This window comes from Novosphingobium organovorum (genome assembly GCF_022832435.1).
Lineage (GTDB): Bacteria > Pseudomonadota > Alphaproteobacteria > Sphingomonadales > Sphingomonadaceae > Novosphingobium > Novosphingobium organovorum.
On the sequence record NZ_JALHLF010000007.1, the window covers coordinates 68,919 to 95,815 of the forward strand.

The window sequence follows — 26,897 nt, forward strand, 5'->3', positions numbered from 1 at the left end:
CGTTCTCATCCTCGCCTCAGGGGTCAGGGCAGGGCCGGGCCCGCGTGGTGCGACCATGGGCCTTGCGCCGTCGTCCCGATCCGACGGTTGCTTGCTGGTGACTGTTCTTGTTTATGTTCAGTTCTGGTTCTGTGCAGGCGCGTGCGTGCGGGCGGTGCCCGGCGCTGGGACGCGCCCTGTGCACCGGGTGCCGACACGCTCCCTGTCTATCAAATTTGTAACGATCGTTACTAATGAGTCAATCGAAAAATCGGCCCGATCCGCGTCCGCCGCGGATCCGGCATGAACGGGGTTCAGGCGGCGTGGGCGGGTTCGCGGCGGGCTTTCGCCTGGTCCAGCTGCTGGCGGGAAACCCACCATCCGTGGACTTGCGCGCGCATCGGCATGGGCATCGCCACGCGCGCCACCGGCCCGGCTGCAATGGCGCCTGCATCGATCACCCACAGCTCGGAATCGAACCGGTTCTCGCCCACCTGTTTGTCCACGACCGTTAATAACCAGCCTTCCTTTTCGGGATCGGCCGAGGGGACGTGGACGGGCTCGTTGATGGCCATGCCGGGGCCGAGCGGCAGCGCTTCGATGCGCCCGTTACTCGGCTCGATCTGGAGCAGCATGTTGAACGAGACGCCAACCGGCCCGCCCAGCACCGGGGGACCGCCCTGCGGGTTGATGGTCAGATACCAGCCCTTGCGGTGCAGCCGTCCCTGGCTCGCATCGGGAATGCGCGGCATGTCGCCCGGAGGGCCGATCACGCGCGATTCGAAGCTTTCGCCGGGCTTGCCCATGTCGAAGCTCCAGCGGGTCAGCCCGCCCCCGACGTCCTGCTGCGCGCGATCCACCCCGCCCGCCTCGCGCATGAAGGGGAAGGCGCAGGTGTCCGACAGGCACACGTCGAGATGGACGAAATCGCCTTCCTCGTAGGCGTTGAGGAAATGGAACGCGGAAACCCCCTTGGGGCCCTTGAACCAGCGCATCTCCTCGACCTTGCCATAGCGCGGCATGATCCCGACCCAGCTTTCCAGCTCCTGCTGGTGCGCCCAGTGCGGGCCGCCCGCCGCGATCCGGTCAAGATCGGCGGTGGTCGGAAAAATCGGGAAGATGGCGTAGCGCTCGGTGATCAGGAAATCGTGAATGGTCGAGCAGTAGGGCTGCTTGAACCACTGTTCGCTGACAAGATTGCCATGCTTGTCGGCAATGCCGTAGGCGACGTCGAGACTGGCCAGCCCGCCGGCCTCGTAGCCGAAAAAGAACATCTCGCCGGTCACCGGGTCGATGCGTGGGTGCGCGGTGAAGGTCTGCGATTTGAGCGCGCCGTAATAGTCGAACCGGCCGAGCGTCTCGAGCGTTTCGGGATCGATCTCGTAGCCAAGGCCGTCCTCCTTGGTCATCAGCAACCGCCCGGCGTGCCAGACCGGGGTGGTGTTGGCGACGGTGCGGTCCTTGCCCGCAACGCTGGGATCATCGGTATAGGGGTTGCGGTAGCGCCCGAAGAGCGCCTTGCGCGCCGCCTTTTCGAGCGCATAGCGTTCGGTCTCGACGAACTTGATGGCGTAGTCGACATGGCCACCATGGATGTCGAACTTGGCGATCATGCCGTCGGCCGAAAGCGCGATCTCGTCTTCGAACATCGGCGCGTGGGCGGGGTCGGGCACGGCGCGGAAGAAGGCGCCGTCGATCTCTTCGGGGATGGTCCCTGTGACTTCGAGATTGGACGCCGACCATTCGATGCCGACGGGGGTGTTGGTGCCTGTGAAATGGACGGTCTGCGGAAAATCGGTCACGGCTACTTCCTCTCCAAAAGTGTAACCAGAACGGTTGTTTACGGTATTCTCCCCGGGTGGTCCCCGTATCGTTGCTCTGTGTGACGTGCCCCCCTCAGGCGGGGACGCGCAGGGCCTTCAAGACGTGATCGGAACCCTTGTCGCCGACCATGATCGCAGTGGCGTTGGTGTTGCCGGCGGGCAGGCTGGGGAAGACCGAGGCATCGGCGACCCACAATCCTTCGACACCGTGGACCGCAAGGTCGGCGTCGACCACCGCCATCAGATCGTCGCTGGCCCCCATCCTGGCCGTGCCGACCGGGTGGTAGAGCGGGATCGAGGCGAGCTTGACGTATTCGCGCAGCGCTTCGGGCGCCTGGAGCGGGACACCGGGGCGCACTTCGCCGGTGACCTGCGCGGCCATCGGCGAGGCGGCCATGATGCGGCGCGCGATGGCGATCCCCTCGACGATCTGCTCGATGTCGTCGTCGCTGCCCAGTTGACGGTGCGCGATCACCGGCGGGGCGAGCGGGTCGGGTGAGCGCAAGGTGATCCGCCCGCGCGAGGAGGGGCGCATCAGCCCGATCAGGGTAGAGACCGCCGCGTCCTTGCGCAGCATCAGCCGGCCCTGCTCGTCGAAATCGAAGGCGAAGGCGGCGAAGGAAATCTGCAGGTTGGGCGCGGGAAGCCCCGGACGGCCGTGGACGAAGGCCTGCGCGTGGCCGATCCCGGTGGTCAGCGCACCGGTGCGGGCAAGCGCGAACTTGAGCACCTGCCAGGCCCCGCGCAGGCCTTGTGCATCGGTGTTGAGCGTGGTCGCGCTGACCGTGTTGACGAGGTGCGTGCCGACATGGTCCTGCAGGTTGCGCCCGACGCCGGGCCGTTCGCACACGACGGGAATGCCCATGTCCTGAAGATGTTCGGCCGGACCGATGCCCGACAGCATGAGCAGGCGCGGGGTGTTCATCGATCCCGCGCTCAGCACCACGCCGCGCCGCGCGCGCAGCGTGCGCTCGGCGCCGTCCTGGCGCACGATGACGCCGGTGGCGCGGCCATTTTCGACAAGCACGCGCAGCACCTGGCATTCGAGCACGACCTCGAGCATCGCGCCGTGGCTTTGCCCTTCAAGATAGCCGCGCGCGCTTGAACTGCGCAGGCCTGCGCGCTGCGAGACCTGGACGTAATCGACCCCTTCGGCGCATTGCCCGTTGAGGTCGGCAGAACGCGCGATGCCCGCCGCCTGCGCCGCCTCGATCCAGTCATCGGTGATGGCGTAGCGCGCGCGCACTTCGGACACCCCGATCGGACCGCCGGTGCCGCGCCATTCGTCTGCGCCGCGCTCGTTGTCCTCCAGCCGCCGGAAATAGGGCAGGCAGCTGGCGTAGTCCCACCCTGTGGCGCCAAGCTCGGCCCAGTGGTCATAGTCCCACTTGTGGCCGCGGATAAACATCATCCCGTTGAGCGAACTTCCCCCGCCCAGCAGCTTTCCGGCGGGCCAGACATCGGCGCGTCCGCCCAGCGAGGGATCGGGCTCGACGGTGTAGCACCAGTCGAAATCGGGGTTCTGCACCAGGGAACTGGTGAGCGCGGGGACCCGCGACTTGAGCACCTTGTCGGTGCCCCCGGCTTCGATCAGGCAGGTGCTGATGCCGCCTTGGGCGAGGCGCGCGGCCATCGCCGCACCGGCCGATCCGCCGCCGACGACGAGGATATCGGGTTCGTTCATGGCCGCTCTCTCCCTCAATAGCTCGACAGGATGGTGAGGCTGGGCGCGTCGAGCGGTTTGCCTTGCGCCTGCAGTTCCAGCTCGCGTTTGCGTTCCTTGGCCTGTTCGTCGATCAGCCAGGCGTGGATGGCGTGGGCATCGTCCTTGCTGATGAGATCGTCCCAGCGCGGCATTCCGGCGGGCACGAACGCGCCTTCGAGCACGATCTGGTCGAACGCCTCGTGGATCTCGGGCGGCATGCGGCGAAGGTCGGGCACGCCCGAGCGGATCTGGTTGGAGTGGCAGATCGCGCAGTTGCCAAAGAACACCGCCTGGCCGCGCGCGAGGGTTGCGGGCGTTACGCCGGGGGCTTGCGCGGGCGGCGCGGCGACGACCTGCGGGGCGGGTAGCGGGTCGGGCTTGGTGACGGGTTTGCCATCGAGCCGGAAAACCAGCAGCTGGTTTTCGTTGCCGTATGTGTAGGCCGCCGAATAGCGCGGCACGAAGCCCCAGCCGCCGCCGCCAAAGCCGGTGGCGACCGCGACATACTGCACGCCCCCCACGCGGTAGGTCATCGGTGCGGCCATGATCGAGCGTCCGGTGTCGAGGCTGGCGAGGACTTTCCCGGTCCCGGCGTCGCGGGCGTAGAAATGCCCGTCAATGCTGCCGTGGAACACCAGTCCGGTGCGGGTGGCAAGCACGCCGGGGCGGTCCTGCCAGCCCGCGGTGTCGACCGCCCACTTGGCCTTGCCGGTCATCGGATCGATCGCGCGGACCTGCGAACTAAAGGGCTTGTCCTTGACCCACTGCCATTCGGGCAGCGCCTTGACCGCGTCCTGCAGCGGCGGGGGCAGGGTGGCGAGCGAATGCTCCAGGTCCGAGGTGAACAGCAGCGCGGTCTGGATGTTGAGCGCCTTCTTGCGGTGCGGGTCCTTGGGGTCGAGCGGGGGCGTCGGGAACATGAGGTTGCCCATGTCGAGCACCGAGGCGAAATAGAGTCCGCGCCCGGCATCGTAGGCCGCCGGATACCAGTTGCGCGCGCCGGGCGAGGCGGGAAAGACGATCCGCGGCCCCTTCCAGTAGTTGGCGCCGTTGGCGGTCTTGTTCGGGCGCCCGCTGGCAAGGTCGTAGCCCTTGGCCCAGCTCGTGCGCACGAGCGCGTTGATCGCGAGCGGCTTGCCGGTTTCGCGGTCGATCACGAACAGGAAGCCGTTCTTGGGCGCGTGCAGGATGACCGGGCGCGAACGGCCATCGATGGTCATGTCGGTGAGGACCATCGGCTGGGTCGAGGTGAAGTCCCAGGCGTCGCCCGGCGTTTCCTGATAGGCCCATTTCACCCGCCCGGTCTTGCGGTCGAGCGCGACGAGCGAGCCGAGGTAGAGGTTGTCCCCGCCACCGGGCGAACGGCGCTCGATGTTGTAGGGGCCGCCGTTGCCGACGCCGATGATGACCGTGTCGAAACGCGCATCGTAGTTGATCGCGTCCCACACCGTGCCGCCGCCGCCGATGTCCCAGCGGCTGTCCTTCGACCATGTCGCCACCGCCTTGTCGAGCGCGGGGCTCTCCTGCGGCCCGAGCTTGGGGTCGCGGGGCACGGTGAAGAAGCGCCAGGCCTGTTTGCCGGTCGCAAGGTCATAGGCGGTGACATAGCCGCGTGTGTCGTACTCCGCGCCGCCGTTGCCGATCAGCACAAGGTTCCCGGCCACTTCGGGCGCGCCGGTGATGGTGTAGCCGCGCGTCGTGTCGGTGAAGGTCTGGACCTTCCACAGGACCTTGCCGTTCTTCGCGTCGAGCGCGTAGAGCCACCCGTCGAGCGTGCCGACGAAGACCTTGCCCTGCGCCACGGCAACGCCCCGGTTGGCCTGGTCGCAGCAGGCGGCGCGGTTGGCCTGCATGTCGATCTCGGGGGTGAATGTCCACAGTTCGCGGCCCGTCGCGGCGTCGAGCGCGTAGGCCCGGCCCAGGTTGCCCCCGGTGTACATCACCCCGTCAACTACCACCGGGGTGGCTTCCTGCACGCGGTTGGTGCCCAGGTCATAGCTCCAGGCCAGGCCCAGGCGCGCGACATTGCCCGGATTGATGTCGGTCAGCGCGGAGAAGTGCGCGGCATCGGCCCCGCCCTTGGGGCTGGGCCAGTCGTCGCCGGTGCCCGGATTGGCGGCTTGTCCCGAAGCGAGCGAGCAGGCGGCGAGAATGAGGGCGGGCGCAACGATGAGCGCTTGGCGCAGGCGGCTCACTTCGGCCAGCTCGCGCAGTGCTGGAGCATGACGTCGCGCAAAGAACGCGGGGGCCTGCCGGTCAGTTTCGCGACATGGTCGGTCGCCTGTTCGAAATAGCCTTCGCGGATCGCCTGGCCGAAGGTCACCATGTCGTCGCTCGACCAGGGGATCGGCCCGTCGGGCACGATGTCGGAGGCGTGGCGCGGCACGCCCAGCGCGTCGAAATAGGCGAACATCGCCGCATCGTCGACCGGTTCGACCACGATTGGCTTGTCCGCGATTTCGCTCGCCATGGCCAACGCCTCGGGGATCGAGAGAAGCTCGGGACCGGTCAGGGTATAGGCGGTGTTGGCGTGGCCGTCCTGCGTGAGCACGCCGACCGCCGAGGCCACGCAGTCCTCGCGGCTGACGAAGGCGACCTTGCCCTCGCCGCAGTTGTCGGCCTTGCGGCCTTCGGCAAGGGCGGGGATCACCATGGCGCGCGCGATGGCCTCGGCGTACTGGCTGTCGCGCAGGTGCGTCCAGGCCGCGCCCGAGGCTTCGATGATTTCCTCGGTGGCGCGGTGATCCAGCTTGACGATGGCCGGATTGCCGGGCGCATCGGCGGCGATCAGCGAGGTGTAGACGATGTGGCCGACTCCGGTAGCCACCGCGGCCTCCACAGCGTTACGGTGCTGGCCCACGCGCGTGCCCACGCGCGCGGTGCTTATGAGCAGCATCCGCTCACCGCCTTGCATCGCGGCGGGAAGCGTGGCCGGATCGTCGAAATCCGCGCTGCGCACTTGTGCGCCCGCCTCGGCAAAGGGCTTGAGCTTTTCCGGGGTGCGGGTCAGAAACACGAGGTCTTCGGGCGCGCAGCGCGCCAGAAGCTGCTCTGCCGCGGCGCGGCCGAAGGCGCCCGATGCGCCGGTGACGATGATCTTGCCCAAGGGTTCTCTCTCTTCCCAAGCTGCTCCGAATCTTCGACGGAGTTCTTGTGGGCAACAGTAACGAGTGTTACGATGTCGTCAAGGCGCGATACGGCCCCCGCTCGAAGCGCAGGCGGTATCGGCGCGAGATGGGAGAGAAGAGACTTGGCACCAATTGCGATCGAAGACCGGCTGGCCCTGCAGGACCTGATTGCCGACTACAGCTGGGCGCTCGACACCGGCGACGTCGAGGCGCTGGTCGCCTGCTTCACCAGCGACGCGCGCATGGTCGAGGAAGTGTTCGAGGACCCGGACATCTGGGAAGGGCACGAAGGCATTCGCGGCATCGCCGAGCACTACCGCAACGCGCCCGGCTTTCCCGGCCGCCAGCACCACGTCACCCAGACCCAGTTCACGCCGCAGGCGGATGGATCGGTCACCATGCGCAGCTTTGCCTTCGTCACCGAGTGCGAGGACGAGCCGCCCTACCTCCTGCGCTTCACCGGATGGTACGACGATCACGCGGTCAAGGGCGAGGACGGGCGCTGGCGCTTCCACCGCCGCACCGTGCGCCTGTGGGACGGCGCGGTGCTGAGCAAGTTCCCCGGACGCGGCCAGTGGGTGGCGCGCAAGCGTCCGGCTTCGCTGGTGATCCAGCGGTAGGGGAGAGGGGGCAAGGGTGGTTCTCTCGGTGGATTTCCAAGAGCCCACCCCCAGCCCGGCCCGGCCCGCAGGCGGGAGGGGGGAAGCAGGGTGTCCTTCCGACCTTTCTGAAGGGCCGGTCCAATGGGTCAGCCGCGCAAGTGCAGCACCCAGCTGACGCTTGAGAGTCGGTCGGCCTGGGGTTTGCTATGCGGCTGCGCGCGGGGCGGAGTGTCCATTGCGCCAAGCGCGTAGTGCGCGAAGGCTTCGGGCCAGAGCGGGCCACTGGCGCGGGTCAGGGCGGCGAGATCGTGTGGCGCGCGTCCGCACCGGGCATCGCCAAGGCACCCGGTACGGTGCCCGATGCGGACGCGCGCATCGTAGCCGAGCTCGCGCGCAGCGTCGATGAAAAGCAGCCGGTCGGCCTCCTGGCTGATCGCAAAGACCTGGCCGGGGCGTGTGGCGAGGAGCGTGCGGGCCAGGCGGATCGGGTCGCCCGACAGCACGAGGCTGGGCTGGCCAAGCGCCTGTGCGCGCGCGGCAAAGCGGCGTCCGGCGGCAAGGCTGGGATCGTGGAGGAGCAGGACCGAGGCGTCCTTCGGCGCGGCGGCAAACGCACCGGGAGGCAGGGCGGCGCTCAGCAGCCCGGCGGGCAGGGCCAGGCTCGAGTGGGCGAGCAGCGCGCGGCGGGTGAGCGGGCTCATCGGCGCGCCTTTCGCGACGTGGGGGCCGCATCGTGCGCGAGGTAGTGCGCGATGGCCGCAAGCTGCGCATCGCTCGCCTCGCCGCGCGGGATCGCGGGCATGTTGCCGATCCCCATGCGCGCGGCCTGGATCACGAAGTCGGCGGTAAGATCGGTGCGCTTTTCGAGCAGGGGCTCGTCGCTGCGGCGGGCGAGCAGGCCGGTGCCCATGCCGTTGGGCCCGTGGCACATGGCGCACTTTTCGAGGAACAGCCGCTCACCTGGTCCGGCGTCGGGACGCGAGGAGACCGTGAGTGGGGCGGGCAGGGGCGGTGGGCCCTTGGGTTCGGAGGCGGGTGCGGAGGCGGGTGCTGGCGCCGGGGTGTCGGCGTGCGCAGCGGCGAACGCGGCGGCCAAGGCAAGCGCACCCACGGTGGCGAGGGCAAAGGGACGGCGGCGGCGGGGCGTGCGAACGGGGGTCATGCGCTGGCTCCAAGGTTCGCGTCGGCCCAGATGCCGCTCTTGCCCGGTGCAATGATTCCCGAGGGATCGAGCGCGTTCTTCACCCGCTGGTTGAGCTTGAGCAGCGCGTTGCCGCCGAAATCATAAGTCTGTGCGACGAGGTCCATGTAATCGAGATGGGTGCGGTACTCGCCATAGCCCTGCGCCTTCGCGTCGGCGACGAGTTGGCGCAGGAAAGGGTCGACCTTGCCCATCATCGCGGGATCGTCCTTGTCGAGCAGCGCGACGTTGACGTTGATGAGGTGGCGTTCGCCAAAGGCGAAGCTCGCCTGATAGTCCATGCCGAATTCGCGGTAGCGATCGTAAGTGCGCTTGAACTGCGCCATGGCCGCGTTGCCCGATTGCGGCAGCACGGGGGAGAACCCCAGGTGCCCGCCGCGCCCGCCATGCCAGTTGGCGTTCTGCATCGGAAAAGTGATCGGCGTTCCGGTCCAGCCCGAGTGTTCGAGCGGCTCGCCGCGTTTCCAGGTGGCGGGACGCAGGGTCATCGGCTTGAGATCGTTCATCGCCTTTTCAAGGATCGGGTAGGCCGCCTTATTGACCGCCTCGCGCCCGTAGAGGCGCAGGCTCACCCCCCACCAGCCGATGCGGTATTTGGCCCGGATCGCGGCAATTACCGCATCGCTCAGCGCGCCGGGCTGGTCGGTCCATTCCGAGCGGGTGGTGAGCACGGCGGCCGCGCGCAGCCAGTTGCCGATGGTCGGCGATTGCTGGAGCAGCCCTTCGCGCCGCAAGGGGCCGAGCGCGTCGATCAGCGGGCCGAGATCCTCGGGGCTGTCGAACTCCAGATCCATGCCCATCAGCGATTCCGGCTCGGGCATCAGCCACAGCCCCATCTTGGTGACGATGCCGAAGTTGGACTGGACGAACATCTGGTCCCAGGCCGGGCCGAAGCCGTAGCGGTAGAGCTGCCAGGTGGGCGAACCCGCCAGCGCGCCCATGCCCGTGCGCACCACCGAACCGTCCGCCAGGACCACTTCCATCCCGCAGATCTTGCTCGTGTTCTCACCATAGGGGGTGTAGCCGACCCCGCGATCGAGCGCGTTGCCGACGACCGAGCCCCAGGCGTTGCCCGGCGTCGACAACCAGTGCTTCATGCCGCGCGCCTGGAGGAAATCGTAAAGGTCGTAGAAGCCGACGCCCGGTTCGAGCAGGACGGTGCCGTTCGCCTCGTCGTACTCGATCTTCTTCATGCGCGAGAGGTCGAGCACAACCGATCCGGCAAGCTCGGGCGCGCTGCCACCATAACCCAGGTTCTTGCCCCGGCTGATCGGCCAGAGCGGCACCTTGTGTTCCGCCGCGATGCGCACCAGCGCCTGGATTTCCTCGACCGTCTCGGGCGCGAGCGCGCCGGCGGGATGGTGCAGCGCATCGTCGATCGCGAACTTGTCCTGGTAGGACGTCGCGTCCTCGTCCGTAAAGAAGGTGCGGTCTGCGCCGAGTACCGACTGGAATTGCCTGAGCGCCTGCTGGATACGCGCCGGGGGCACGGCCCTTTCGCCTGTTGCTGCCATCTCTCTCCGCCTCGCCCCGATGCGCTACCGCCCGAGGGCGCGCGCCGTGGCTCTCTTATTTAGTAACACTCGTTACTGTGATGCTCGGAGCGGCTCTTGTCAACGTCTTGGCGCGGGGCCTGCCTCGGCAGGCGCTTAAGGGCTGGGTGGCAGGCTGTGGATGCGTTCCAACAGGCCGATCAGGGTTTCAACCTCGGCGGGGGAGAAGCGTTCCTTGAGCCAGTTTTCGTGCGCGCGAATCGAGGTGCGCGCCTCGCCGAGCACGCGCTCGCCTTCGCTCTCGAGGTAGAGCGCGCTCTTGCGCCGGTCGAACGGGGAGGGCTCGCGGCGGATCAGCCCGCGCGCGGCGAGGCGGTTGATGATTTCGGTCGTCGTGGCACGGTCCATCTGGAGTTGCTGGCCCAGATCCGCCTGGATGAGGCCGGGCTGTTCGGCCACCAGCCAGAGCACCGAGACCTGCTTCTGGGTCAGTTCCAGCTCGCTGAAGGTCTCCGAAAAATGGCGGTAGACGGCCCCATGCGCGAGCCGGATGTGAAAGCCCAGGACCGAATCGAGGTCCCCGCGCCCGTGCGCGCCCGAAGCGCCGGGCGGTGTCGTGCTGCTGTTTCTGATCGTACCCACGCCATCCTGCTTAGCCCGCCGGGGGAATGGATCAACGGGGATTTCACGGCTCGTCGTGAATTTAGTTCGTTTCACTAACATTATCTCTTGTGCCGATTCTGGCACCGCGATAGTCTGCCTCTCGCACGCGGCAAGGCTGTGGCATGACATTTAGGAGAGGTGAGATGGCTCAAAATCTCGAGCAGGTCCTGCAAGGGACGGGTAATATCGTTCAGATGCTGCGCAACTCGCAGCTTGGCGCCTACGTCTACCCTGTGGTGGCGCCCGAATTCTCGAACTGGCGTTCGGAGCAGTGGGCCTGGCAGCACAGCGCGGTCCTGTTCGATCAGTCGCACCACATGGTGAACCTCTACATTCGCGGCAAGGACGCGCACAAGCTGCTGTCGGACACGATGATCAACAGCTCGAAGGGCTGGAGCGTCAACAAGGCCAAGCAGTACGTGCCGACCACGCCCTACGGCCACGTTATCGGCGATGGCATCATCTTCTGGGAGGAAGAGGAAAGCTTTACCTACGTCGGCCGCGCGCCCGCCTCGAACTGGCTGCGCTACCACGGCGAGACCGGCGGGTACGACTGCGAGATCGAGCTGGATGACCGTTCGCCGATGCGACCGATGGGCAAGCCCGTCACCCGCAAGGAATGGCGCTTCCAGATCCAGGGGCCCAAGGCCTGGGCGGTGATCGAGAAGCTGCACGGCGGCCCGCTCGAACAGCTCAAGTTCTTCAACATGAGCACCATGAACATCGCGGGCAAGACCGTGCGCACGCTGCGCCACGGCATGTCGGGCGCGCCGGGTCTGGAAATCTGGGGCCCTTACGAGGAGCAGGAAGAAATCCGCGCCGCGATCCTGGAAGCGGGCAAGGAATTCGGCCTGATCCCCTGCGGCAGCCGCGCCTATCCGTCCAACACGCTGGAATCGGGCTGGATTCCCTCGCCGCTCCCGGCCATCTACACCGGCGAGAAGCTCAAGGGCTTCCGCGAATGGCTCGGCGCCAACAGCTACGAGGCGACCGGCTCGATCGGCGGTTCGTTCGTTTCCGACAACATCGAGGACTACTACCTCAACCCGTGGGAGCTGGGTTACGGCAACTTCGTCAAGTTCGACCATGACTTCCACGGCCGCGAAGCGCTGGAGGCGCTCGACCCGGCCCAGCAGCGCAAGAAGGTGACGCTGGCCTGGCACCCCGAGGACATGGCCAAGATCATGGCCTCGCTGTTCGATCCCGACGGCGAGCAGTACAAGTTCTTCGACGTGCCGCTCGCGAACTACGCTTCGTCCAACTACGACGCGGTGCGCGACGCTTCGGGCAAGACGGTCGGCTTCTCGATGTTCACCGGCTATTCGTACAACGAAAAGCAGGCGCTCAGCCTTGCGACGGTGGACCCTTCGGTCCAGGTCGGCGACGAGGTCACCGTGCTGTGGGGCGAGGAGAACGGGGGAACTTCCAAGACCACGGTCGAGCCGCACAAGCAGCTTGCGGTTCGCGCGATCGTCTCGCCGGTGCCCTATTCGCGCGTCGCCCGCGAAACCTACCAGGAAGGCTGGCGCACACAGACCGTCGAGGCCTGACGGCCCACAGCGTCCCTCCTGCATCACACCCGAGGAAGGGGCCGCCCGCCGTCATGGCCGGCGGTCCCTTTCGTCGTCAGGAGCCGCCGCCGCCGGTCGATCCGGCCTTGCGCGCCTCACGCAGGATTTCGAACGCTTCGCGCATGACATAAAGTCCGATGCCGACCCCGACGACAAGATCGAACCCGATCCATCCGCTCGCCAGAACGGCAAGGCCCGAGGCGATCACCGCCGCGTTCGCCACCACATCGGCGCGGGTGAAGATCCAGGCCGCGCGCATGTGCACTTCGCGGCTGCGCTGGCGGGCGAGCAGCCGCAGGACGAAGGCGTTGACGCCAAGCGCCAGGGTTGCCACCGCGATCATCCACAGGCCTTCTGGTGCCCCGCCTGTAAACGCGCGGCGCACCGCTTCGAGCACGACGCCAAGGCCGGTGAGCAGCAAGAGGGTGCCGCTCCAAAAGGCGGCGCGGGCCTTGAAGTCCGCCGATCGCGTGATCGCGGCCAGCGCGACGGCGTAGACCGTCGCGTCGGTCAGCATGTCGAGCCCGTCGGCGATCAGCCCGGTCGAGCGGGCATGAACCCCGGCGCCGACCTCGACCAGGAACATGATCGCGTTGAGCGCCAGCGCAAGACGCAGCGCCTGGCGCTGCGTGCGGGTATCGGTTCGGGTATTGCCACAGCCACAGTCTGCCATGCCCACCAGCATAGGGCGCGATAGTGCCAGGCCCAAGCGAGGAATGCATGGGCCAGGACGCGATCCAAAGAAAGGGGGCCTTGTCCAGCCTCATCTCCAATAGGCGATCGCCCGTAGTTCGACCGAGGAGCGCGGCGGCGTGCCGGGCGGTGCGAGGGGGTTGTCGAACGCGACGTGGGGCACGCAGCGCGCGCGGTCGGGGCGGCTGTCATAGGTCTTGAACAGCAGCGCTTCGCCTGGCGCCATGTCGCTGAACCAGACCCACTGGTGGCGCGGGGAATGGGCCAGGACGTAGCTTTCCATGGACCACAGGTCCTCTCCGTCGCGGTCGAACACGGCCTTTGCAGGGAGCAGGTCGGCGTCCGTGACGCTGCGCGCGTCGCACAGGGCCAGCGGGACGTCCTGCGGGGGCGGCGAGGTCACGCACCACAGGTTGTAGTGCGCGCTGTGGCGGTAGGCGGGGAGGTCCTGGGGGCACGAGCGCTGCGAGAAGCGTTCGGCCACAGCGCTCGACACATCGACATGGGCAAAGCGGGCAGGGCGCGAATTGTCGAGCTGGCCCGACCGCTCCGAGCGTTCGGCGAAGCGGTGGACGGGCGGGGCGGAGGCGACGACGCTGTCCGCGCCGGTCAGTCGGGCGATCAGCGCGCAGGCCGAATCGCGGTCGGGTTCGAGGAGACCGTGCGCGCCGGGCGTCATAACGCATGAGACTATTTGATACCCATTGCAATAGAGCGTCGATTTTTGCGCGCGTCCATCGCTGATCGGCATCGCTTTGGGCGCCAGATCGACCCGGTCACGGGTCGTGTCGTTGGCGCGGTAGAGCGTGTCCGTTGCATCGCGGGCGACATAGGCGATAGTGCTGGAAATAAGGGTCATTTTTCAGGTTTTCTCCCATTGTTCAAGGCGCATTCCGGCCCCCGTAGAGCGTCATTGTGACGGCTGCGGGGGGGGCGAGGCGCGCGTCTGATACCGCGCGTCCTGGCAAAAAATCGAGCGGCGAGGTTTTGCGTACTTGCCATCCTGATATTGTATGCCATACAAACAACATGTCGCACAACGCGACGGCATGAAAGGCGCACGGAGCCCAGAATTTCCGGCGCTGGTTCAGGAGAGGACCAAGATGCACACCATTTCCAAATCGGGGTTGCGCTGCGCCCTGCTTGCCACGGTTTCCGTTGCCACCCTGTTCGCTTCCTCGGCTGCCCAGGCGCAGAGCGCGGCACCGCTTGCCAGTGCCCAGGCGGGCGCGCAGGCCGCCGCTTCGACCGGTGACGGTGCCGCCAAGGACGCGGGCCAGAAGGTCAGCGACGACACCATGCGCGAGATTATCGTGACCGCGCAGTTCCGCTCGCAAAAGCTTCAGGACACGCCGCTGGCGATCACGGCGGTCGATTCCGCGCTGCTCGAAGCGCGCAACCAGACCGATATCTCGCAGATCGCGGCGCAGGCCCCCAACGTGCAGATGACGCAGATGGGCGGCGCCTTCGGGGCCTCGATGGCGGTCTACATCCGCGGTATCGGCCAGTACGACTTCAACCCCGCTTACGAGCCGGGCGTGGGCATGTATGTCGACGATGTCTACTACGCCTCGCTGACCGGTTCGATCATGGACCTGCTCGATCTCGAACGCGTCGAGGTGCTGCGCGGGCCGCAGGGCACGCTGACCGGGCGCAACTCGATCGGCGGCGCGATCAAGATGTTCTCGATGCCGCCCGAGGCCGAGGACAGCGGCTCTTTCGAGGCCGCCTACGGCGCGCGCAACCGCATTGACCTGCGCGGCAGCATGAACTTCGCGCTGACCGACAACCTCTTCGCGCGCGTGGCGGGCGTCTACAAGCGCCAGGACGGCTACGTCGACCAGATCGACTACGGCTGCGCCAACCCCGACAACGCGCTGGGCATTACCGCCAAGCCCTCGACCCCGTCGAACTGCGTCATGGATAAGCTGGGCGAGAAGGGCTACGCGGGCGTTCGTGGCGCGCTGCGCTTCAATCCCAACGACAAGCTCGACTGGACGGTGATCGGGGACTACTCCTACGAGAAGCACACCAATGCCGCCAACGTGCTGACGATCGATGATACCAGCAAGACCGACGGCATCAACTTCATCTGCGGCAAGCGCTGCACCTACGCCGATTTCTACGTGCCGGCGGGCGGCGATGCCAGCCAGTCCTACTCGATGCCCAACGAGACGATGTTCACCGGCTGGGGCGTGTCGAGCAACCTCAAGTACGATTTCACCGACACGCTCAAGCTCCAGTCGATCACCGCCTACCGCGCGTGGCACACCACCTTTGGCACCGACGATGACTTCACGCCCGATCCCAACATCGTGGGCGGCGGCTACAACGACATCAAGTTCCACTTCTTCAGCCAGGAACTGCGCCTGTCGGGTTCGGTCGGGACTGTCGCGGACTGGACCGTGGGCGGTTATTATTCCGACCAGAAGACGGTCTACTTCACCCGTCAGGACATCCGCTACATCGATTACGCCTATTGTGGCGGCCTGGGCGTGTGCAACCTTCAGTTCACCGGCAACGATCCGGTCAACGCCGACACCAAGGCGCTGTTCGGCACGGTCATGCTGCACCCCACCTCCGATCTCAACGTGACCGCGGGCATCCGCTACACCAAGGAGCACAAGGACTACACCTTCGTGCGCAAGGCGTTCGACGGGGGCACGCTCAACGATGCCTTCGGGGTGGGCCTGCTTGACGGGTCGACCGCGAACTACGATGGCAGCCGGGTCGACTGGCGCATTTCGGCCGACTACCACTTCACGCCCGACTTCATGGGCTACGCCACGGTCAGCACCGGCTTCAAGGGCGGCGGCGTGGTGGCGCGTCCGTTCACCCGGCTCCAGGCGGTCAACGGCGCGTTCGATCCCGAAACGCTCACCGCCTATGAAATGGGCTTCAAGACCGACTTCTTCCACCACATGCTACGCGTCAACGTGGCCGCGTTCTACAACGACTACAAGAACATCCAGCTGCCGATCTCGGACTGCTCGGTGCTTGACGAGGTGGAACCCGGCACCGACACCAACACCTGTGCCGCGGTCACCAACGCGGGCGATGGACACATGTACGGCGCCGAGCTGGAAGTCAGCGCGAACCCGGTCGACGGGCTCGATTTCGATGCCTCGCTCAGCTACATCAACGGCGCGTGGGACAACATCGCGGACGTCGTGGGCGGCTCGATCAAGGTCGGCGATCCGATCACCACGCCTAACTGGCGCTGGAGCATGGGTGTGCAGTACCGCGCGGACCTGGGCAATTCGGGCTCGCTCACCCCGCGCCTCGACCTCAATGGCCTGAGCAAGCAGAGCCAGGGCCGTCTGACCCTGACCTCGCCGCTCGACTATATCCCGGCCTATATGCTCGCCAACGCGCGGCTGACCTGGAAGAACGCGAACGAGGATCTGGCGATCTCGTTCGAGGTGCAGAACCTGTTCGACAAGTACTACCTGCTGCCGCTGCGCTTTACCGCCGTCTATGGCGCGGCGGGGACGGGCTACAGCACGGTCGGCCGTCCGCGCGAATGGGCCGTCAGCATCAACAAGAAGTTCTGATCGAAAGCGGATACCGGGCTGCGTCAAGCGGCCCGGTATCCTCGTTTGACACGCCATCACGCGGGAGAGAAGCGATGGCCGAGGTTACGCTCTACCACTGGGAACCCAACGCCAATTCGGGCAAGCCGATGCTTGCGCTGATGGAAAAGGGCGTACCCTTTGACAGCCACTACATCGACATGCTCAATTTCGATCAGCACAAGCCGGAGTATCTGGCGATCAACCCGCAAGGCACGATCCCCGCGATGACCCACGGCGCGCGCGCGCTGGTCGAGAGCACGGCGATCATGGAATACGTCAACGAGACCTTCGAGGGGCCCCAACTGATGCCCTCTGACCCGCGCGATCGCTGGCGGGTGCGCTGGTGGATGAAGTTCATGGACCAGTGGCTGGCGCCCAGCTTCTCGATGATCGGCTGGTCGGTGTTCATCGGCCCGGTAGTGCGCCAGCGTGATCCGGCCGAACTGGAGGCCGCGATCGAACGCATCCCCATGCCCGAACGGCGCGTGTCCTGGCGCAAGGCGATCTACGGCACGTTCTCCGAGGCCGAGATCGCCGAGAGCCAGCGCCGCGTGGCGCTCGGCATTGCCATGCTCGAGGCCGAACTGGGCAAGCGCGAATGGCTGGCGAGCGATACCTATTCGCTGGCCGACATCAACGGGTTCAACCTTGCCTACGCCATTCCGCTCAGCCAGCCGCATCTCTCGAACGATGAACTGACCCCCAATCTGCTGCGCTGGCTGCGCGCGATCTACGCGCGGCAGGCGGTGAAAGACTGCTGGGCGCTGGGCCGCACCGACATGGTGAAGCGCGTGACCATTCTCGAGAAGGAGCGCATCTGATGGCGACCATCCTTTACCACGGCGAGCCCAACGGACCCTCGCTCGCCGTCCTCGCCGCGCTTTATGAGACGGGCGCGGACACCACGCTCGCGGTCGAGTGCCGCACGATCGACCTGCTGGCGGGGGATCGCCACACGATCCCCGCACTGGCCGAGCCACTGGCGCGCGACATGGGTGTCGAGGGGGAGGGGCCGGTGCTGGTCGTGGCGGGCGAGGCGATGACCGAATCGGTCTTTCTCGCGCAGTATTTCGACGAGGCAAGCGGCAGCGGATGCCTCCAGCCAAGCGACCCTTACGCGCACTGGGAAATGATGATGTGGTGCCGCCAGATCACCGAGCGGCTTTCGCCTGCGGCGGCCTTGCTGGGCAATCTGGCCACCTCGCACGAGCGGCTGGAGGCGATGGACCAGGACGCCTTCGATGCCTGTCTGGAAGGCATGGCGAGCGCTGATCTCAAGGTGCGCTGGGATCTGGTGCGCGATGGTGAGGCGGACGATGCGCAGCTGCGCGACTGCGAGGCCAAGGTCGTCCAGGCGGTCGCGCGCTGCGAGGCGCAGCTTGGCGACGGGCGCGAATGGTTGATGGGCGCGCTCACGATTGCCGATTTCGAGACCTATGCCTGGCTCGCGGGCATGGTATCGATCGTCCCGCAGGCCTTCGCGGAAAAGGCCCTGACGGGAGAGTGGATGGACCGGGTCAAGGCACGGCCGAGCGTGGCTCGCGCACGGGCGCGGGCGCGCACCGCGCAGCCCGAGCGCGCCTTTGCGCCGGGGCCGGAGATCAACCGCTGGGGCTGAGGGCGTAGCGCCCGAGCGGGGGATGCCTGCACACGAAAGAGAAAAAGACGGCTTTTCCCGCAAACGGCCCGGCATGAGGTCGATCCGGGATGGCGATGAAGGGAACTGGAAGAGGATGATGACGCGCACCGGCTCGGGCTCGATTTCGCATGAGGTACGCCAACACACCCGCACGCGCACCGGACTTCTCGCTATCGCGGCGGTCGGCGCACTGGCGCTGGGCGGGTGCAGTGGGGGACGGGCCAGTCCGTCGCATGAAAGCGTATCGAGCAAGGGCGTGGTCGATGGCACGATCATCGCGACGGGCGACAATTCCGAGTGGCTGAGCTACGGGCGCACTTACGACGAGCAGCGCTATTCGCCGCTCGACGCGATCAACCGGACCAATGTGGGCGAATTGGGCCTCGCCTGGTCGAGCGACCTCGACACCGCGCGTGGGCAGGAATCGACCCCGCTGGTGATCGACGGGGTGATCTACATCACCACCGCCTGGTCCAAGGTGCGCGCCTACGATGCGAAGAGTGGTAAGGAACTGTGGGCCTACGATCCCGAAGTTCCCGGCGCCACCGGCGTCAAGGGGTGCTGCGATGTCGTCAACCGCGGGCTTGCGGCCTGGGGGGACAAGCTGTTCCTGGGCACCTTCGACGGCCGGCTCGTCGCGCTCGACCGCAAGACCGGCAAGGTCGCCTGGACGCAGGTCACCACCGATCCGGCCAAGCCCTATACCATCACCGGCGCGCCGCGCGTGGTGAAGGGGCTGGTGATCATCGGCAACGGCGGTGCGGAGATGGGTGTGCGCGGTTACGTCACCGCCTATCACGCCGATACGGGCAAACAGGCCTGGCGCTTCTACACGGTCCCCGATGCGCCGGGGAAGAACTCCGAAAAGTACCTCAAGGACGCCGAGAAGACCTGGCATGGCCAATACTGGGCCGAGGGTGGCGGCGGCACGGCGTGGGATTCGATGGCCTACGATCCCGAACTCGATTTGCTCTACATTGGCGTTGGCAACGGGTCGCCATGGAACCAGGGCATCCGTTCGGAAGGCAAGGGCGACAACCTCTACCTCTCCTCGATCGTCGCGGTCCGGCCCGAGACCGGCGAATACGTCTGGCACTTCCAGACCACGCCGGGCGAGACATGGGACTTCACCGCCACGCAAAGCATCATCCTGGCGGACCTCACGATTGGTGGCAAGACGCGCAAGGTCTTGATGCAGGCGCCCAAGAACGGGTTCTTCTACGTCATCGACCGTGAGACCGGGAAGTTCATCTCGGGCAAGAACTTCGTGCCGGTCAACTGGGCGACGGGGCTCGATCCCGTCACCGGGCGGCCGATCGAGAACCCCGAGGCGCGCTACTACAAGACCGGCAAGATGTGGGTCGGTTCGCCCGGCGCGGGGGGGGCGCATTCGTGGCACCCCATGGCTTACAGCCCCAAGGACAAGCTGGTGTTCATCCCTGCACAGCACGCCGCCTTGCCCTATTTCCCCGACAAGGACTGGAAGCCCGCGAAGAAGGGTTTCAACACCGGGGTCGACATGTCGGCGGGGGCGATGCCGGCGGACCCGGCGGTGCGCAAGGCCGCGGCCGAGGCGACCTGGGGCGAGCTGATCGCCTGGGACCCGGTGGCGCAGAAGGCGCGCTGGTCGGTCAAGTTTCCCAGCGTCAACAACGGCGGCGTGCTGGCCACCGGCGGCGGGCTCGTGTTCCAGGGCAACATGACCCAGAACCTGGCCGCCTACGCTTCGGACAGCGGCAAGAAGCTGTGGTCCTATCCGGTCCAGACCGGCATCGTTGCCCCGCCGATCACGTATGAGATCGACGGCACGCAGTATGTCGCGGTGGTCGCGGGCTGGGGCGGGATCTGGGCGCTGGCGCCGGGTATCCTCTCGCAGGATGGCGGGCCGATCCGCAACGTCAGCCGCCTGCTGGTGTTCAAGCTGGGCGGCAAGGCCACGCTGTCCAAGCCCATGACGCTCGACCAGCTGCCGCTCGATCCGCCCGCCTTTGCCGGGACGAAGGAGCAGGTCGCCAAGGGCGCCTACCGCTTCGCGCGCTTTTGCAGCACCTGCCACGGCGATGCGGCGGTGGGCGGGGGCGAGCTGCCCGACTTGCGCCGTTCGGCCTTCATCCAGCAGCGCGACGCGTTCCAGCAGGTGGTCCACGATGGCGCGCTGACCGACCTTGGCATGGTCAGCTTTGCCGACGTGATGAAGCCCGAGGAGATCGAGGACGTGCGCCAGTACGTCATCCACCGCGCCAACGAGGACAAGGCGCTGGAAGCGGCGGGCGGCAAGGCTCCGGCCGCGCCGAGCCCGACGCCCGCCGACAAGGCGACCCAGGCCGCCGCGCAGATCGTCAAGGATCAGGAGAAGACGGGTCCGCGGCGGTGAGCCTCGATCTCGCATCGCTCGCTGCGATCGACGTCCACGTTCATGCCGAAGTCTCGTGCCATGATCCCGAAGACCCGGTCATGGCGCAGTTCTTCGACGCCGCCTCGGCCTATTTCAAGGCCCCGCGCGAACGCCCCCGGATGCCCGAGATCGCCGAGATCTACCGCGCGCAGGCCATTGCCTTTTGTCTCTTCACGGTCGATTGCGAGAGCGGGGTGGGCGCGCGGCGCGTATCGAACTACGAAGTGGCCGACTTTGCCGCCGCCAACGCCGACGTATGCATTCCCTTTGCCTCGATCGATCCGCGCAAGGGACGCCTGGGCGCGCGTGAGGCGCGCGACCTGGTGGAGAACCACGGCGTGCGCGGTTTCAAGTTCCACGCCATCATGCAGGATTGCCACCCGGCCGACCGGGTGGGCTATCCGATCTACGAAGTGATCGCCGAACACGCCTTGCCCGCGATCTTCCACACCGGCCATTCGGGGATGGGCACGGGAATGCGCGGCGGGGGCGGGCTCAGGCTCAAATACGGGCGCCCGATGCTGGTCGATGATGTCGCGGTGGATTTTCCCGAGATGAAGATCGTCCTGGCCCACCCCAGCTGGCCCTGGGTCGATGAGAGCCTGTCGATGGCGCTGCACAAGGAGAACGTGTTCATCGACCTCTCGGGCTGGAGCCCCAAGTATTTTCCGCCGCAGATCGTGCGCTACGCCAATGGGCAACTCAGGCACAAGATGATGTTCGGCTCGGACTTCCCGCTGATCCGCCCCGACAAGTGGATCGAGGCGGCGAAGCACGTCGGTTTCCGGGACGAGGTGATGCCGGGGATCATGAAAGGCAACGCCGCGCGCGTGCTGGGGCTGGCGGTATGAGCGCCTTTGCCGGACGCCATGTCGTCATCACCGGAGCTTCGAGCGGGATCGGGGAAGCAAGCGCGCGGGTGATCGCGCGCGCCGGCGGGCGCGTGACGCTGATCGCGCGCCGGGCCGAACGGCTGGCCGCACTGGCGCAGGAACTGGGGGAGGACACGCGCTGGTTCGCGCTCGACGTCGCGGATGGCCGTGCCCAGCGCGCGGTGTTCGACGCGATCCTGGAGCAGCTTGGGCCGATCGATGGCCTGTTCCTCAACGCCGGGACGGGAGGCGCCTTCGCCCCGGTAGAGAGCTATGGCGAGGCCGCCTTCGAGACGGTGCTCGGCGTCAACCTGCTTGCCCCCTACCGCGCCATCGCGCAGGTCCTGCCCGCCATGAAGGCGCGCGGGAAGGGGGCGATCCTGGTTACGGGCAGCCTCGCCAGCGAACGCGGGATGGCCAACAACGCGGCCTATGTCGCCTCCAAGCACGCGGTGCTGGGGCTGTCGCGCGCGGTCGCGCTCGAAGCCGCGCCGTTCGGGGTGCGTTGCAACTGCATCGTTCCCGGCTTCATCGAGACCGAGATGTTCGCCAACCTCCCCCCCGATGCGCTGTCGCACATCGCCGCGCGCGTGCCGCAGGGGCGCACCGGGAGCGCCGAGGAGCTGGGCGAAGTCGCCGCGTTCCTCCTGTGTGATGCAGCCTCGCACGTCACCGGACAGAGCCTTGCCGTCGATGGCGGCGTGCTGGGGACGTTGACGGTGTGAGCCCGAGGAACCTTGCCCCTCGCAGAAACGCTCACCCTACCGCTTCCAGAGCACGCTGGCCGAGAGCCGTGACCTCTACAGTCATGGGGCGCAAGGGGTAATAACCCCTTGAGTCCTCCTTTCCCGCTTCAATCCTCGAAGAAATTGAGCTCCAGCAGCACCCCGTCCGGATCGTGCACGAAGAGTTGCCTCAGGCCAATCGAGCGGATGAAATTGCTTTCGTAGACAAGACCATGGTCTTCAAGCCGGTCTCGGATCTCGTCGTAGCCTTCGCAGCGCAGCGCGATGTGGTGCAGCGCGCCAGTCGGCCCGCGCGCCATGTCGCGGTCCATCGCGCGCGGGGCTTCGCGGGTGTTGAGGTGGATGATCGGGCGCTCGTCGTGGTCGTAGATCCAGCGCGCGGTCTCGCGGGTGAGCGGGGCGGGGGCGGGGTAGGATTCGAGCGAGAGCACGTCGCAGTAGAACGCCTCGGCACGGTCGAGATCGGCGACCACCACGCAGAAATGGTCGAGCGCGACGACGCGGGCGCGCACGCGGGTTTCGAAGTGGAGGAAGGGGCTGTTCATGCGGTTTCCTCCTCCTTCTTCGCGCCGCCGGGCACGCCGTGGGCGATGCGCCGTTCGTAGTCGGGATCGTCCTCGGGCCGGGCGAGCGCGGCCATGACGCGCGCGTGAATGTCCTTTAGCGGCTGGCGGAACTCGGGGTAGGCGAGGATGTAGAGCTGGTTTTCCTCCACCGCCCTGAGCACGTAGGCGGCCAGCGTCTCGGGCTCCATCCCGCAGGCGATCACGTTCTTGAGGTGGGCGAACATCTCGGGGTTGGCGGTGTAATAGCCGGTGTCCGCGAGGTGTTCGGGGCGGGTGAGCAGCGCTTCGTGGATATTGGTGTTGACCGCGCCCGGACACAGCAGCGACACCCCGATGCCGTGCTCCTCGAGGTCGAGCGCGAGCGTTTCGGTGAGCCCGCGCACCGCCATCTTGGTGGTGCAGTAGATGCCCGTGCCCTTGAGCGCGACGAAGGCCGACATCGAGGCGGTGTTGACGACATGCCCGCCGTTGCCCCGCGCGATCATGCGCGGCATGAAGGTCCGGATGCCGTTGATGAGCCCGCGCAGGTTGACGTCGATCTGCCAGTCCCAGTCGTCGTAAGTCGCGTCCTGGATCGCCCCGAAGTGCGAGACGCCCGCGGTGTTGAACAGCAGCGAGACCGGGCCGAGCCGGGCTTCCACCGCATCGGCAGCGGCGGCGTAGGCCTCGCGGTCGGTGATGTCGAGCTTGACCGCCATGACCTCGAAACCGGCGCCTTTCGCGTTTTCGGCCTCGAACCAGGCCATGGCCTCGTCGAGATGGTCCTGGCGGATGTCGGCGATGGCCACCTTGCAGCCGGCCCGCGCGAAGACCTTGGCCTGGCCCAGCGCCACGCCCGATCCGCCACCGGTGATGAAGGCGGTACGTCCCTTTACCTCAGTCATTCCTCTCTCCAATCGCTCTCGTGTTCTGTTTTGGTATCGGTTCAGGCGTAGGCGTGGTTCTCCAGCCCCAGAAGGTCGCGCGTTTCGCCCGCGCTCGACACCTGCCCGCCCAGCCGGTCGATGAGGTCCACCGCCCAGCGTACGTGCGCCGCGTTGTCAGGCGCCATCTGGCCTTTGCGCAAGTAGATCGTGTCTTCGAAGCCGACCCGCACGTGTCCGCCCAGAAGCACCGACTGCGCGGCCATGGGGTAGGAATGGCGGCTGACGCCAAAGCCGGTGAAGGCCGCGCCGCGCGGGATCTGCCCGGCCGAATAGACCATCGCCTCGGTCGTTGCGGGAAGGCCGTACTTGGTGCCCAGCACGAAGGAGAACGGGGCGTTCTGCGGGATCGCGCCCTTGGCCATGAGATCGTCGGCGAAGACGAAGTCGCCCGCCTCGAAGCACTCGATCTCGGGCAGCACGCCCGCGTCCTGGATCATGTGGCCCATGCGGGTGATCATCGGGTCGAGATTGATCGCCACCCCGCCCCACAGCTGCATCGTGCAGATGTCGAGCGTGCACATGTCGGGCTTGAGGTCGAGGATATGTTCGAGCCGGCGTTCGGCGGTGAACATCAGCGTGCCTTCGCCGCAGACCGCCGGGTCCTCCTCGCTCTGCATCCAGGTGCAGCCCGGCCCGGTGGTGACGTTGAGGATGACCTCGCGGTTCTTCTCGCGGATCATGCCCACGACCTTGCGGTAGTCCTCGAGCGCCTGCGAGGGCTTGCCGGTCTCGCCGTCACGCACGTGGACGTGGATGATCGAGGCACCCGCCTCGGCCGCGGCCAGCGCCTCGGCGGCGACGTGTTCGGGGCGGAAGGGGAAGTTGGGGTGGTCGGGCAGGGGTGAACTGCCGGTCACCGCGCACGTAATGTAGACCTTGTGGGCCAATCTCGATTCTCCTCTCACCTTGCATGCCCGCTTGATTTCGGGTTCACTGCGGCGAAATTACCAAGTTGAGACTGACGGAATAGTTCAGCACATATCCTATCACGACCGCTGACAGGTAGTGGCGATGATAGGCAGGAGAGAGGAGAGCCCATGTCGCATCGCGAGGAACTGTCGCGTTTCCTGAAATCGGCCCGCGCCCGGCTCAGTCCCGGAGAGGTCGGCTTGCCCGAAGGCGAACGGCGCCGCGCCAAGGGGTTGCGCCGCGAGGAAGTGGCCGCGCTCGCGGGGATGAGCGTGACCTGGTACACCTGGTTCGAACAGGGGCGCGAAATCCAGCTTTCGGCGCCGATGATCGAGCGTCTGGGACGCACCCTGCGGTTGTCGGATACCGAGCGCGACTATCTCTTCGGCCTTGCGCAGCACCGCCCGCCGCCGCTGGCCTCGCGGCTCGACGAGGCGATTCGTCCGGCCACGCGCCATATGCTCGACGCGCTGGCGATCCCCGCGCTGGTGATCGTGGCGGACTGGACGGTGGTGGGCTGGAATGCCCTCGTCACGCGCGCCTTTCGCGATTACACCGACATGGATCGGCCAGAGCGCAACCTGTTCAAGATCCTCATGCTGTCGGAGCGCTACCAGCGCAATCCGGAGAATTTCCGCGAGATGGCCGCACGCCTCACCGCGCGCTTCAAGTGGGATTACAGCCAGGCCGGAAGCCCCGAAGTGTTCGACGACCTGATCGAGGAGATGACCCAAAAATCCGCAATGTTCCGCGAATTCTGGCAATGCAGCGCGATCCAGGCGCATTTCGGAGGCGAAAATTCGAGCCGGATCGAAGGGGTGGGGCGGGTTTCCTTCGTGCACAGCTCCTATGCGATCGAGGAAGCGCCCAGCCAGCGGCTGATCGTCTTCGCGCCCAAGAGCGCCGAGGATGCGGCCCGGCTCGACCGCTTGCGTGCGCTCGAACCCGAACTGGCGGTGTCCTAATGGGCCGTCAGCGCCGCGCTTGACGGCGCGGTGGTGATCGCGGCGCCCGCGTTTGCCGGCAGGCGGGCAAAGAACACCACGGCCAGCGCGCCGATCGCCGCCAGCGCGAGCAGCGCGACGCGATAGGGCAGGGGATCCGAAACGAGCAGCGGGCCGAGCGGGAGGTTGAGGAACAGCGCGCCGAGCGAAATGCCGATCGCTGCCGAAAGCGCGTTGCCGATCGCGTTGAGCACGTTGGCGCCGGGCATTTCCTCCCCCTCGACATCGGCGAAGGCAAGGCTGACCATCCCGGTGAACGGCACCGAGCGCGCCATGCCTGCCCCGAACAGGGCGAGCGCCAGGAACCAGAACGGCATCGCCGCATCGAGCGCGGCGATCCCTGCGGTCGCCCCCATCATCAGCGCGGTCCCCGCGGTCAGGCCGGTGCGAAAGCCCCTCGCGCGAAGGATGCGCGCGATGAACGGCTTGAGCGCGAGATCGCCCAGGTTGTTGGCGAGCAGCAGCACGCCCGCCATGCCCGGTGAAAGCCCGAAGGCGAGCTGGAAGAACAGCGGCAGGACCAGCGCCTGGCCCATGTGCGGAATGCGCATGAGCATGCCCGGGCCAAAGGCGATGGCGCGAAAGGTGTGGTGGCGCAGCGCGTCGAGCGGGATCAGCCGCCCCGGCATCGCGCGCAGCCAGGCGCAGGCGACAAGGCCGATGCCCGCGCCCGCGCCGATCAGGCCGAGCGCGCCCATGGGGTGCGCGGGGTGCGCGCCGAGCCGGTCGAGCCCGTAGATCACGAGCGCGAGCGCGGTGGCGATGAGCGCGAAGCCTGGCGCATCGAAGCGCAGGCGTTGTGGTGCGATCGGGGGCAGCAGGCGCCGGGTCAGGAACGCGCCCAGAAGCGTGAGCGGCAGATTGATGAGGAAGATCGCCGGCCAGCCGAAGGCCTGGGTGAGAAAACCACCGAGCGGCGGGCCGATCACCGGCGCGATCAGCGCGGGCGTGGTCGAGATGGCGAGGATCTCGACCAGCCGGTGCTTGGGGGTGATGCGCAAAAGGACGAGATTGCCGACCGGGGTCATCAGGCTCGATCCCAGCGCCTGGAGTGCGCGCGCGGCGACGAAGAGGCCGAGCGTCGGGCTTTGCGAGCAGGCGAGCGAGGCGAGCCCGAAGCCGAGCAGCGAGCAGGTCAGCACCCGCCGGGGGCCAAGCCGCAGCGCGATCCAGCTGCTTAGCGGCAGGAACGCGGTGGATACCAGCAGGTAGGCGGTGATGCCGATGCCCAGCGCGCTGGGCGCGACGCCAAAGTCGCGCGCCATGTCGGGCAGCGCGGTGGCGATCACCGTTGCCTCGAGGATCGAGAGGAACAGGATGAAGGCGACGAGCAGCGCGGGCGCGCGCGGGTCGGGGCTGGCAGGCCGGGATTGCGCTGGCGCTTCGGTGCGCTGCGCAGCGCCCCGC

The 26,897-nt window shown here is 66.8% G+C and carries 23 protein-coding genes; 9 read left to right on the forward strand and 14 right to left on the reverse strand.

The genetic code is table 11. The features are described 5' to 3' along the window. Positions 1-293: 293 nt before the first annotated feature. The 4 genes from MTR62_RS03645 to MTR62_RS03660 form a co-directional block, all read right to left on the reverse strand. Positions 294-1,781, reverse strand: coding sequence for a carotenoid oxygenase family protein (locus tag MTR62_RS03645; protein ID WP_244017044.1), 1,488 nt, complete (start codon positions 1,779-1,781; stop codon positions 294-296). Between the two features lie 94 nt (positions 1,782-1,875). Continuing rightward, entirely contained in the window at positions 1,876-3,486 is a 1,611-nt protein-coding gene (locus MTR62_RS03650) for a GMC family oxidoreductase (protein ID WP_244017046.1), read from the reverse strand. Positions 3,487-3,500: 14 nt separating this feature from the next. After that, positions 3,501-5,702, reverse strand: a complete 2,202-nt coding sequence (locus MTR62_RS03655; protein WP_244017049.1) for a PQQ-dependent dehydrogenase, methanol/ethanol family — start codon at positions 5,700-5,702, stop codon at positions 3,501-3,503. Next, entirely contained in the window at positions 5,699-6,613 is a 915-nt protein-coding gene (locus MTR62_RS03660) for an SDR family oxidoreductase (protein WP_244017051.1), read from the reverse strand. The genes MTR62_RS03655 and MTR62_RS03660 overlap by 4 nt, the downstream gene beginning before the upstream one ends. Before the next feature lie 144 nt (positions 6,614-6,757). Here MTR62_RS03660 and MTR62_RS03665 point away from each other — a divergent pair, with 144 nt between their 5' ends. Beyond that, the gene (locus MTR62_RS03665) at positions 6,758-7,255 is read left to right on the forward strand and encodes a nuclear transport factor 2 family protein (RefSeq protein ID WP_244017053.1); all 498 of its coding nucleotides are present in this window, start codon (positions 6,758-6,760) and stop codon (positions 7,253-7,255) included. A 128-nt stretch (positions 7,256-7,383) separates the two neighbouring features. Here the strand turns inward: MTR62_RS03665 and MTR62_RS03670 are convergent, their stop codons facing one another. From MTR62_RS03670 to MTR62_RS03685, 4 genes are all read right to left on the reverse strand, one after another. After that, positions 7,384-7,938 (reverse strand): hypothetical protein, encoded by a 555-nt coding sequence (locus tag MTR62_RS03670; RefSeq protein ID WP_244017055.1) that lies wholly within the window; start codon positions 7,936-7,938, stop codon positions 7,384-7,386. Further along, positions 7,935-8,399 carry a c-type cytochrome gene (locus tag MTR62_RS03675; RefSeq protein WP_244017057.1) on the reverse strand — a complete coding sequence of 155 codons (465 nt, stop codon included), beginning with the start codon at positions 8,397-8,399 and terminating at the stop codon, positions 7,935-7,937. The genes MTR62_RS03670 and MTR62_RS03675 overlap by 4 nt, the downstream gene beginning before the upstream one ends. Then, positions 8,396-9,928 (reverse strand): FAD-binding oxidoreductase, encoded by a 1,533-nt coding sequence (locus MTR62_RS03680; RefSeq protein ID WP_244017059.1) that lies wholly within the window; start codon positions 9,926-9,928, stop codon positions 8,396-8,398. The genes MTR62_RS03675 and MTR62_RS03680 overlap by 4 nt, the downstream gene beginning before the upstream one ends. A gap of 159 nt (positions 9,929-10,087) precedes the next feature. Then, on the reverse strand, positions 10,088-10,573 hold the full coding sequence (locus MTR62_RS03685; protein ID WP_244017061.1) for a MarR family winged helix-turn-helix transcriptional regulator: 486 nt from the start codon (positions 10,571-10,573) through the stop codon (positions 10,088-10,090). Positions 10,574-10,737: 164 nt separating this feature from the next. Between MTR62_RS03685 and ligM the strand changes: the two genes are divergently transcribed. Further along, positions 10,738-12,144, forward strand: a complete 1,407-nt coding sequence (gene ligM / locus MTR62_RS03690; RefSeq protein WP_244017063.1) for a vanillate/3-O-methylgallate O-demethylase — start codon at positions 10,738-10,740, stop codon at positions 12,142-12,144. Positions 12,145-12,220: 76 nt separating this feature from the next. On the opposite strand, the gene MTR62_RS03695 is transcribed toward ligM, so the two are convergent. Together MTR62_RS03695 and MTR62_RS03700 are read right to left on the reverse strand one after the other, a co-directional pair. Further along, positions 12,221-12,838: a cation diffusion facilitator family transporter gene (locus MTR62_RS03695; protein ID WP_244017064.1), complete on the reverse strand. Its 618-nt coding sequence runs from the start codon at positions 12,836-12,838 to the stop codon at positions 12,221-12,223. Positions 12,839-12,928: 90 nt separating this feature from the next. Beyond that, complete coding sequence (locus MTR62_RS03700) at positions 12,929-13,717, reverse strand: CmcJ/NvfI family oxidoreductase (protein WP_244017066.1); 789 nt, start codon at positions 13,715-13,717, stop codon at positions 12,929-12,931. 244 nt (positions 13,718-13,961) lie between these two features. On the opposite strand from MTR62_RS03700, the gene MTR62_RS03705 reads away from it, so the two are divergent. From MTR62_RS03705 to MTR62_RS03730, 6 genes are all read left to right on the forward strand, one after another. Beyond that, positions 13,962-16,412: a TonB-dependent receptor gene (locus tag MTR62_RS03705; protein ID WP_244017067.1), complete on the forward strand. Its 2,451-nt coding sequence runs from the start codon at positions 13,962-13,964 to the stop codon at positions 16,410-16,412. A gap of 74 nt (positions 16,413-16,486) precedes the next feature. Beyond that, positions 16,487-17,254: a glutathione S-transferase family protein gene (locus MTR62_RS03710; RefSeq protein ID WP_244017069.1), complete on the forward strand. Its 768-nt coding sequence runs from the start codon at positions 16,487-16,489 to the stop codon at positions 17,252-17,254. Next, a complete protein-coding gene (locus MTR62_RS03715; RefSeq protein WP_244017071.1) occupies positions 17,254-18,051 on the forward strand; it encodes a glutathione S-transferase family protein in 798 nt (265 codons plus the stop codon). Before MTR62_RS03710 ends, MTR62_RS03715 begins: the two co-directional genes overlap by 1 nt. A gap of 118 nt (positions 18,052-18,169) precedes the next feature. Continuing rightward, entirely contained in the window at positions 18,170-20,446 is a 2,277-nt protein-coding gene (locus MTR62_RS03720) for a PQQ-dependent dehydrogenase, methanol/ethanol family (protein ID WP_407672598.1), read from the forward strand. Further along, positions 20,443-21,318, forward strand: a complete 876-nt coding sequence (locus MTR62_RS03725; protein WP_244017075.1) for an amidohydrolase family protein — start codon at positions 20,443-20,445, stop codon at positions 21,316-21,318. Before MTR62_RS03720 ends, MTR62_RS03725 begins: the two co-directional genes overlap by 4 nt. Continuing rightward, positions 21,315-22,064, forward strand: a complete 750-nt coding sequence (locus MTR62_RS03730) for an SDR family NAD(P)-dependent oxidoreductase (protein WP_244017078.1) — start codon at positions 21,315-21,317, stop codon at positions 22,062-22,064. Before MTR62_RS03725 ends, MTR62_RS03730 begins: the two co-directional genes overlap by 4 nt. A gap of 128 nt (positions 22,065-22,192) precedes the next feature. On the opposite strand, the gene MTR62_RS03735 is transcribed toward MTR62_RS03730, so the two are convergent. The 3 genes from MTR62_RS03735 to MTR62_RS03745 are packed head-to-tail and all read right to left on the reverse strand — an operon-like array spanning position 22,193 to position 24,464. Then, positions 22,193-22,630, reverse strand: coding sequence for a VOC family protein (locus tag MTR62_RS03735; RefSeq protein ID WP_244017080.1), 438 nt, complete (start codon positions 22,628-22,630; stop codon positions 22,193-22,195). After that, a complete protein-coding gene (locus MTR62_RS03740) occupies positions 22,627-23,535 on the reverse strand; it encodes an SDR family NAD(P)-dependent oxidoreductase (protein WP_244017082.1) in 909 nt (302 codons plus the stop codon). Before MTR62_RS03740 ends, MTR62_RS03735 begins: the two co-directional genes overlap by 4 nt. Before the next feature lie 41 nt (positions 23,536-23,576). Then, positions 23,577-24,464 carry a BKACE family enzyme gene (locus tag MTR62_RS03745; RefSeq protein WP_244017084.1) on the reverse strand — a complete coding sequence of 296 codons (888 nt, stop codon included), beginning with the start codon at positions 24,462-24,464 and terminating at the stop codon, positions 23,577-23,579. A 150-nt stretch (positions 24,465-24,614) separates the two neighbouring features. Here MTR62_RS03745 and MTR62_RS03750 point away from each other — a divergent pair, with 150 nt between their 5' ends. Beyond that, entirely contained in the window at positions 24,615-25,451 is an 837-nt protein-coding gene (locus MTR62_RS03750; RefSeq protein ID WP_244017086.1) for a helix-turn-helix transcriptional regulator, read from the forward strand. Here the strand turns inward: MTR62_RS03750 and MTR62_RS03755 are convergent. Beyond that, positions 25,448-26,897: MFS transporter (locus MTR62_RS03755; protein ID WP_244017088.1), on the reverse strand; the 1,450-nt coding region annotated here is incomplete at its 5' end. The two genes, MTR62_RS03750 and MTR62_RS03755, sit on opposite strands and share 4 nt — an antisense overlap.

Bases quoted from the DNA above. Each gene is read 5' to 3' on its own strand.
- MTR62_RS03735 (WP_244017080.1), bottom strand. From the start codon at position 22,630: ATGAACAGCCCCTTCCTCCACTTCGAAACCCGCGTGCGCGCCCGCGTC.
- ligM (WP_244017063.1), top strand. From the start codon at position 10,738: ATGGCTCAAAATCTCGAGCAGGTCCTGCAAGGGACGGGTAATATCGTT.
- MTR62_RS03740 (WP_244017082.1), bottom strand. From the start codon at position 23,535: ATGACTGAGGTAAAGGGACGTACCGCCTTCATCACCGGTGGCGGATCG.
- MTR62_RS03710 (WP_244017069.1), top strand. From the start codon at position 16,487: ATGGCCGAGGTTACGCTCTACCACTGGGAACCCAACGCCAATTCGGGC.
- MTR62_RS03695 (WP_244017064.1), bottom strand. From the start codon at position 12,838: ATGGCAGACTGTGGCTGTGGCAATACCCGAACCGATACCCGCACGCAG.
- MTR62_RS03715 (WP_244017071.1), top strand. From the start codon at position 17,254: ATGGCGACCATCCTTTACCACGGCGAGCCCAACGGACCCTCGCTCGCC.
- MTR62_RS03730 (WP_244017078.1), top strand. From the start codon at position 21,315: ATGAGCGCCTTTGCCGGACGCCATGTCGTCATCACCGGAGCTTCGAGC.
- MTR62_RS03750 (WP_244017086.1), top strand. From the start codon at position 24,615: ATGTCGCATCGCGAGGAACTGTCGCGTTTCCTGAAATCGGCCCGCGCC.
- MTR62_RS03720 (WP_407672598.1), top strand. From the start codon at position 18,170: ATGACGCGCACCGGCTCGGGCTCGATTTCGCATGAGGTACGCCAACAC.
- MTR62_RS03670 (WP_244017055.1), bottom strand. From the start codon at position 7,938: ATGAGCCCGCTCACCCGCCGCGCGCTGCTCGCCCACTCGAGCCTGGCC.
- MTR62_RS03650 (WP_244017046.1), bottom strand. From the start codon at position 3,486: ATGAACGAACCCGATATCCTCGTCGTCGGCGGCGGATCGGCCGGTGCG.
- MTR62_RS03675 (WP_244017057.1), bottom strand. From the start codon at position 8,399: ATGACCCCCGTTCGCACGCCCCGCCGCCGCCGTCCCTTTGCCCTCGCC.
- MTR62_RS03700 (WP_244017066.1), bottom strand. From the start codon at position 13,717: ATGACCCTTATTTCCAGCACTATCGCCTATGTCGCCCGCGATGCAACG.
- MTR62_RS03705 (WP_244017067.1), top strand. From the start codon at position 13,962: ATGCACACCATTTCCAAATCGGGGTTGCGCTGCGCCCTGCTTGCCACG.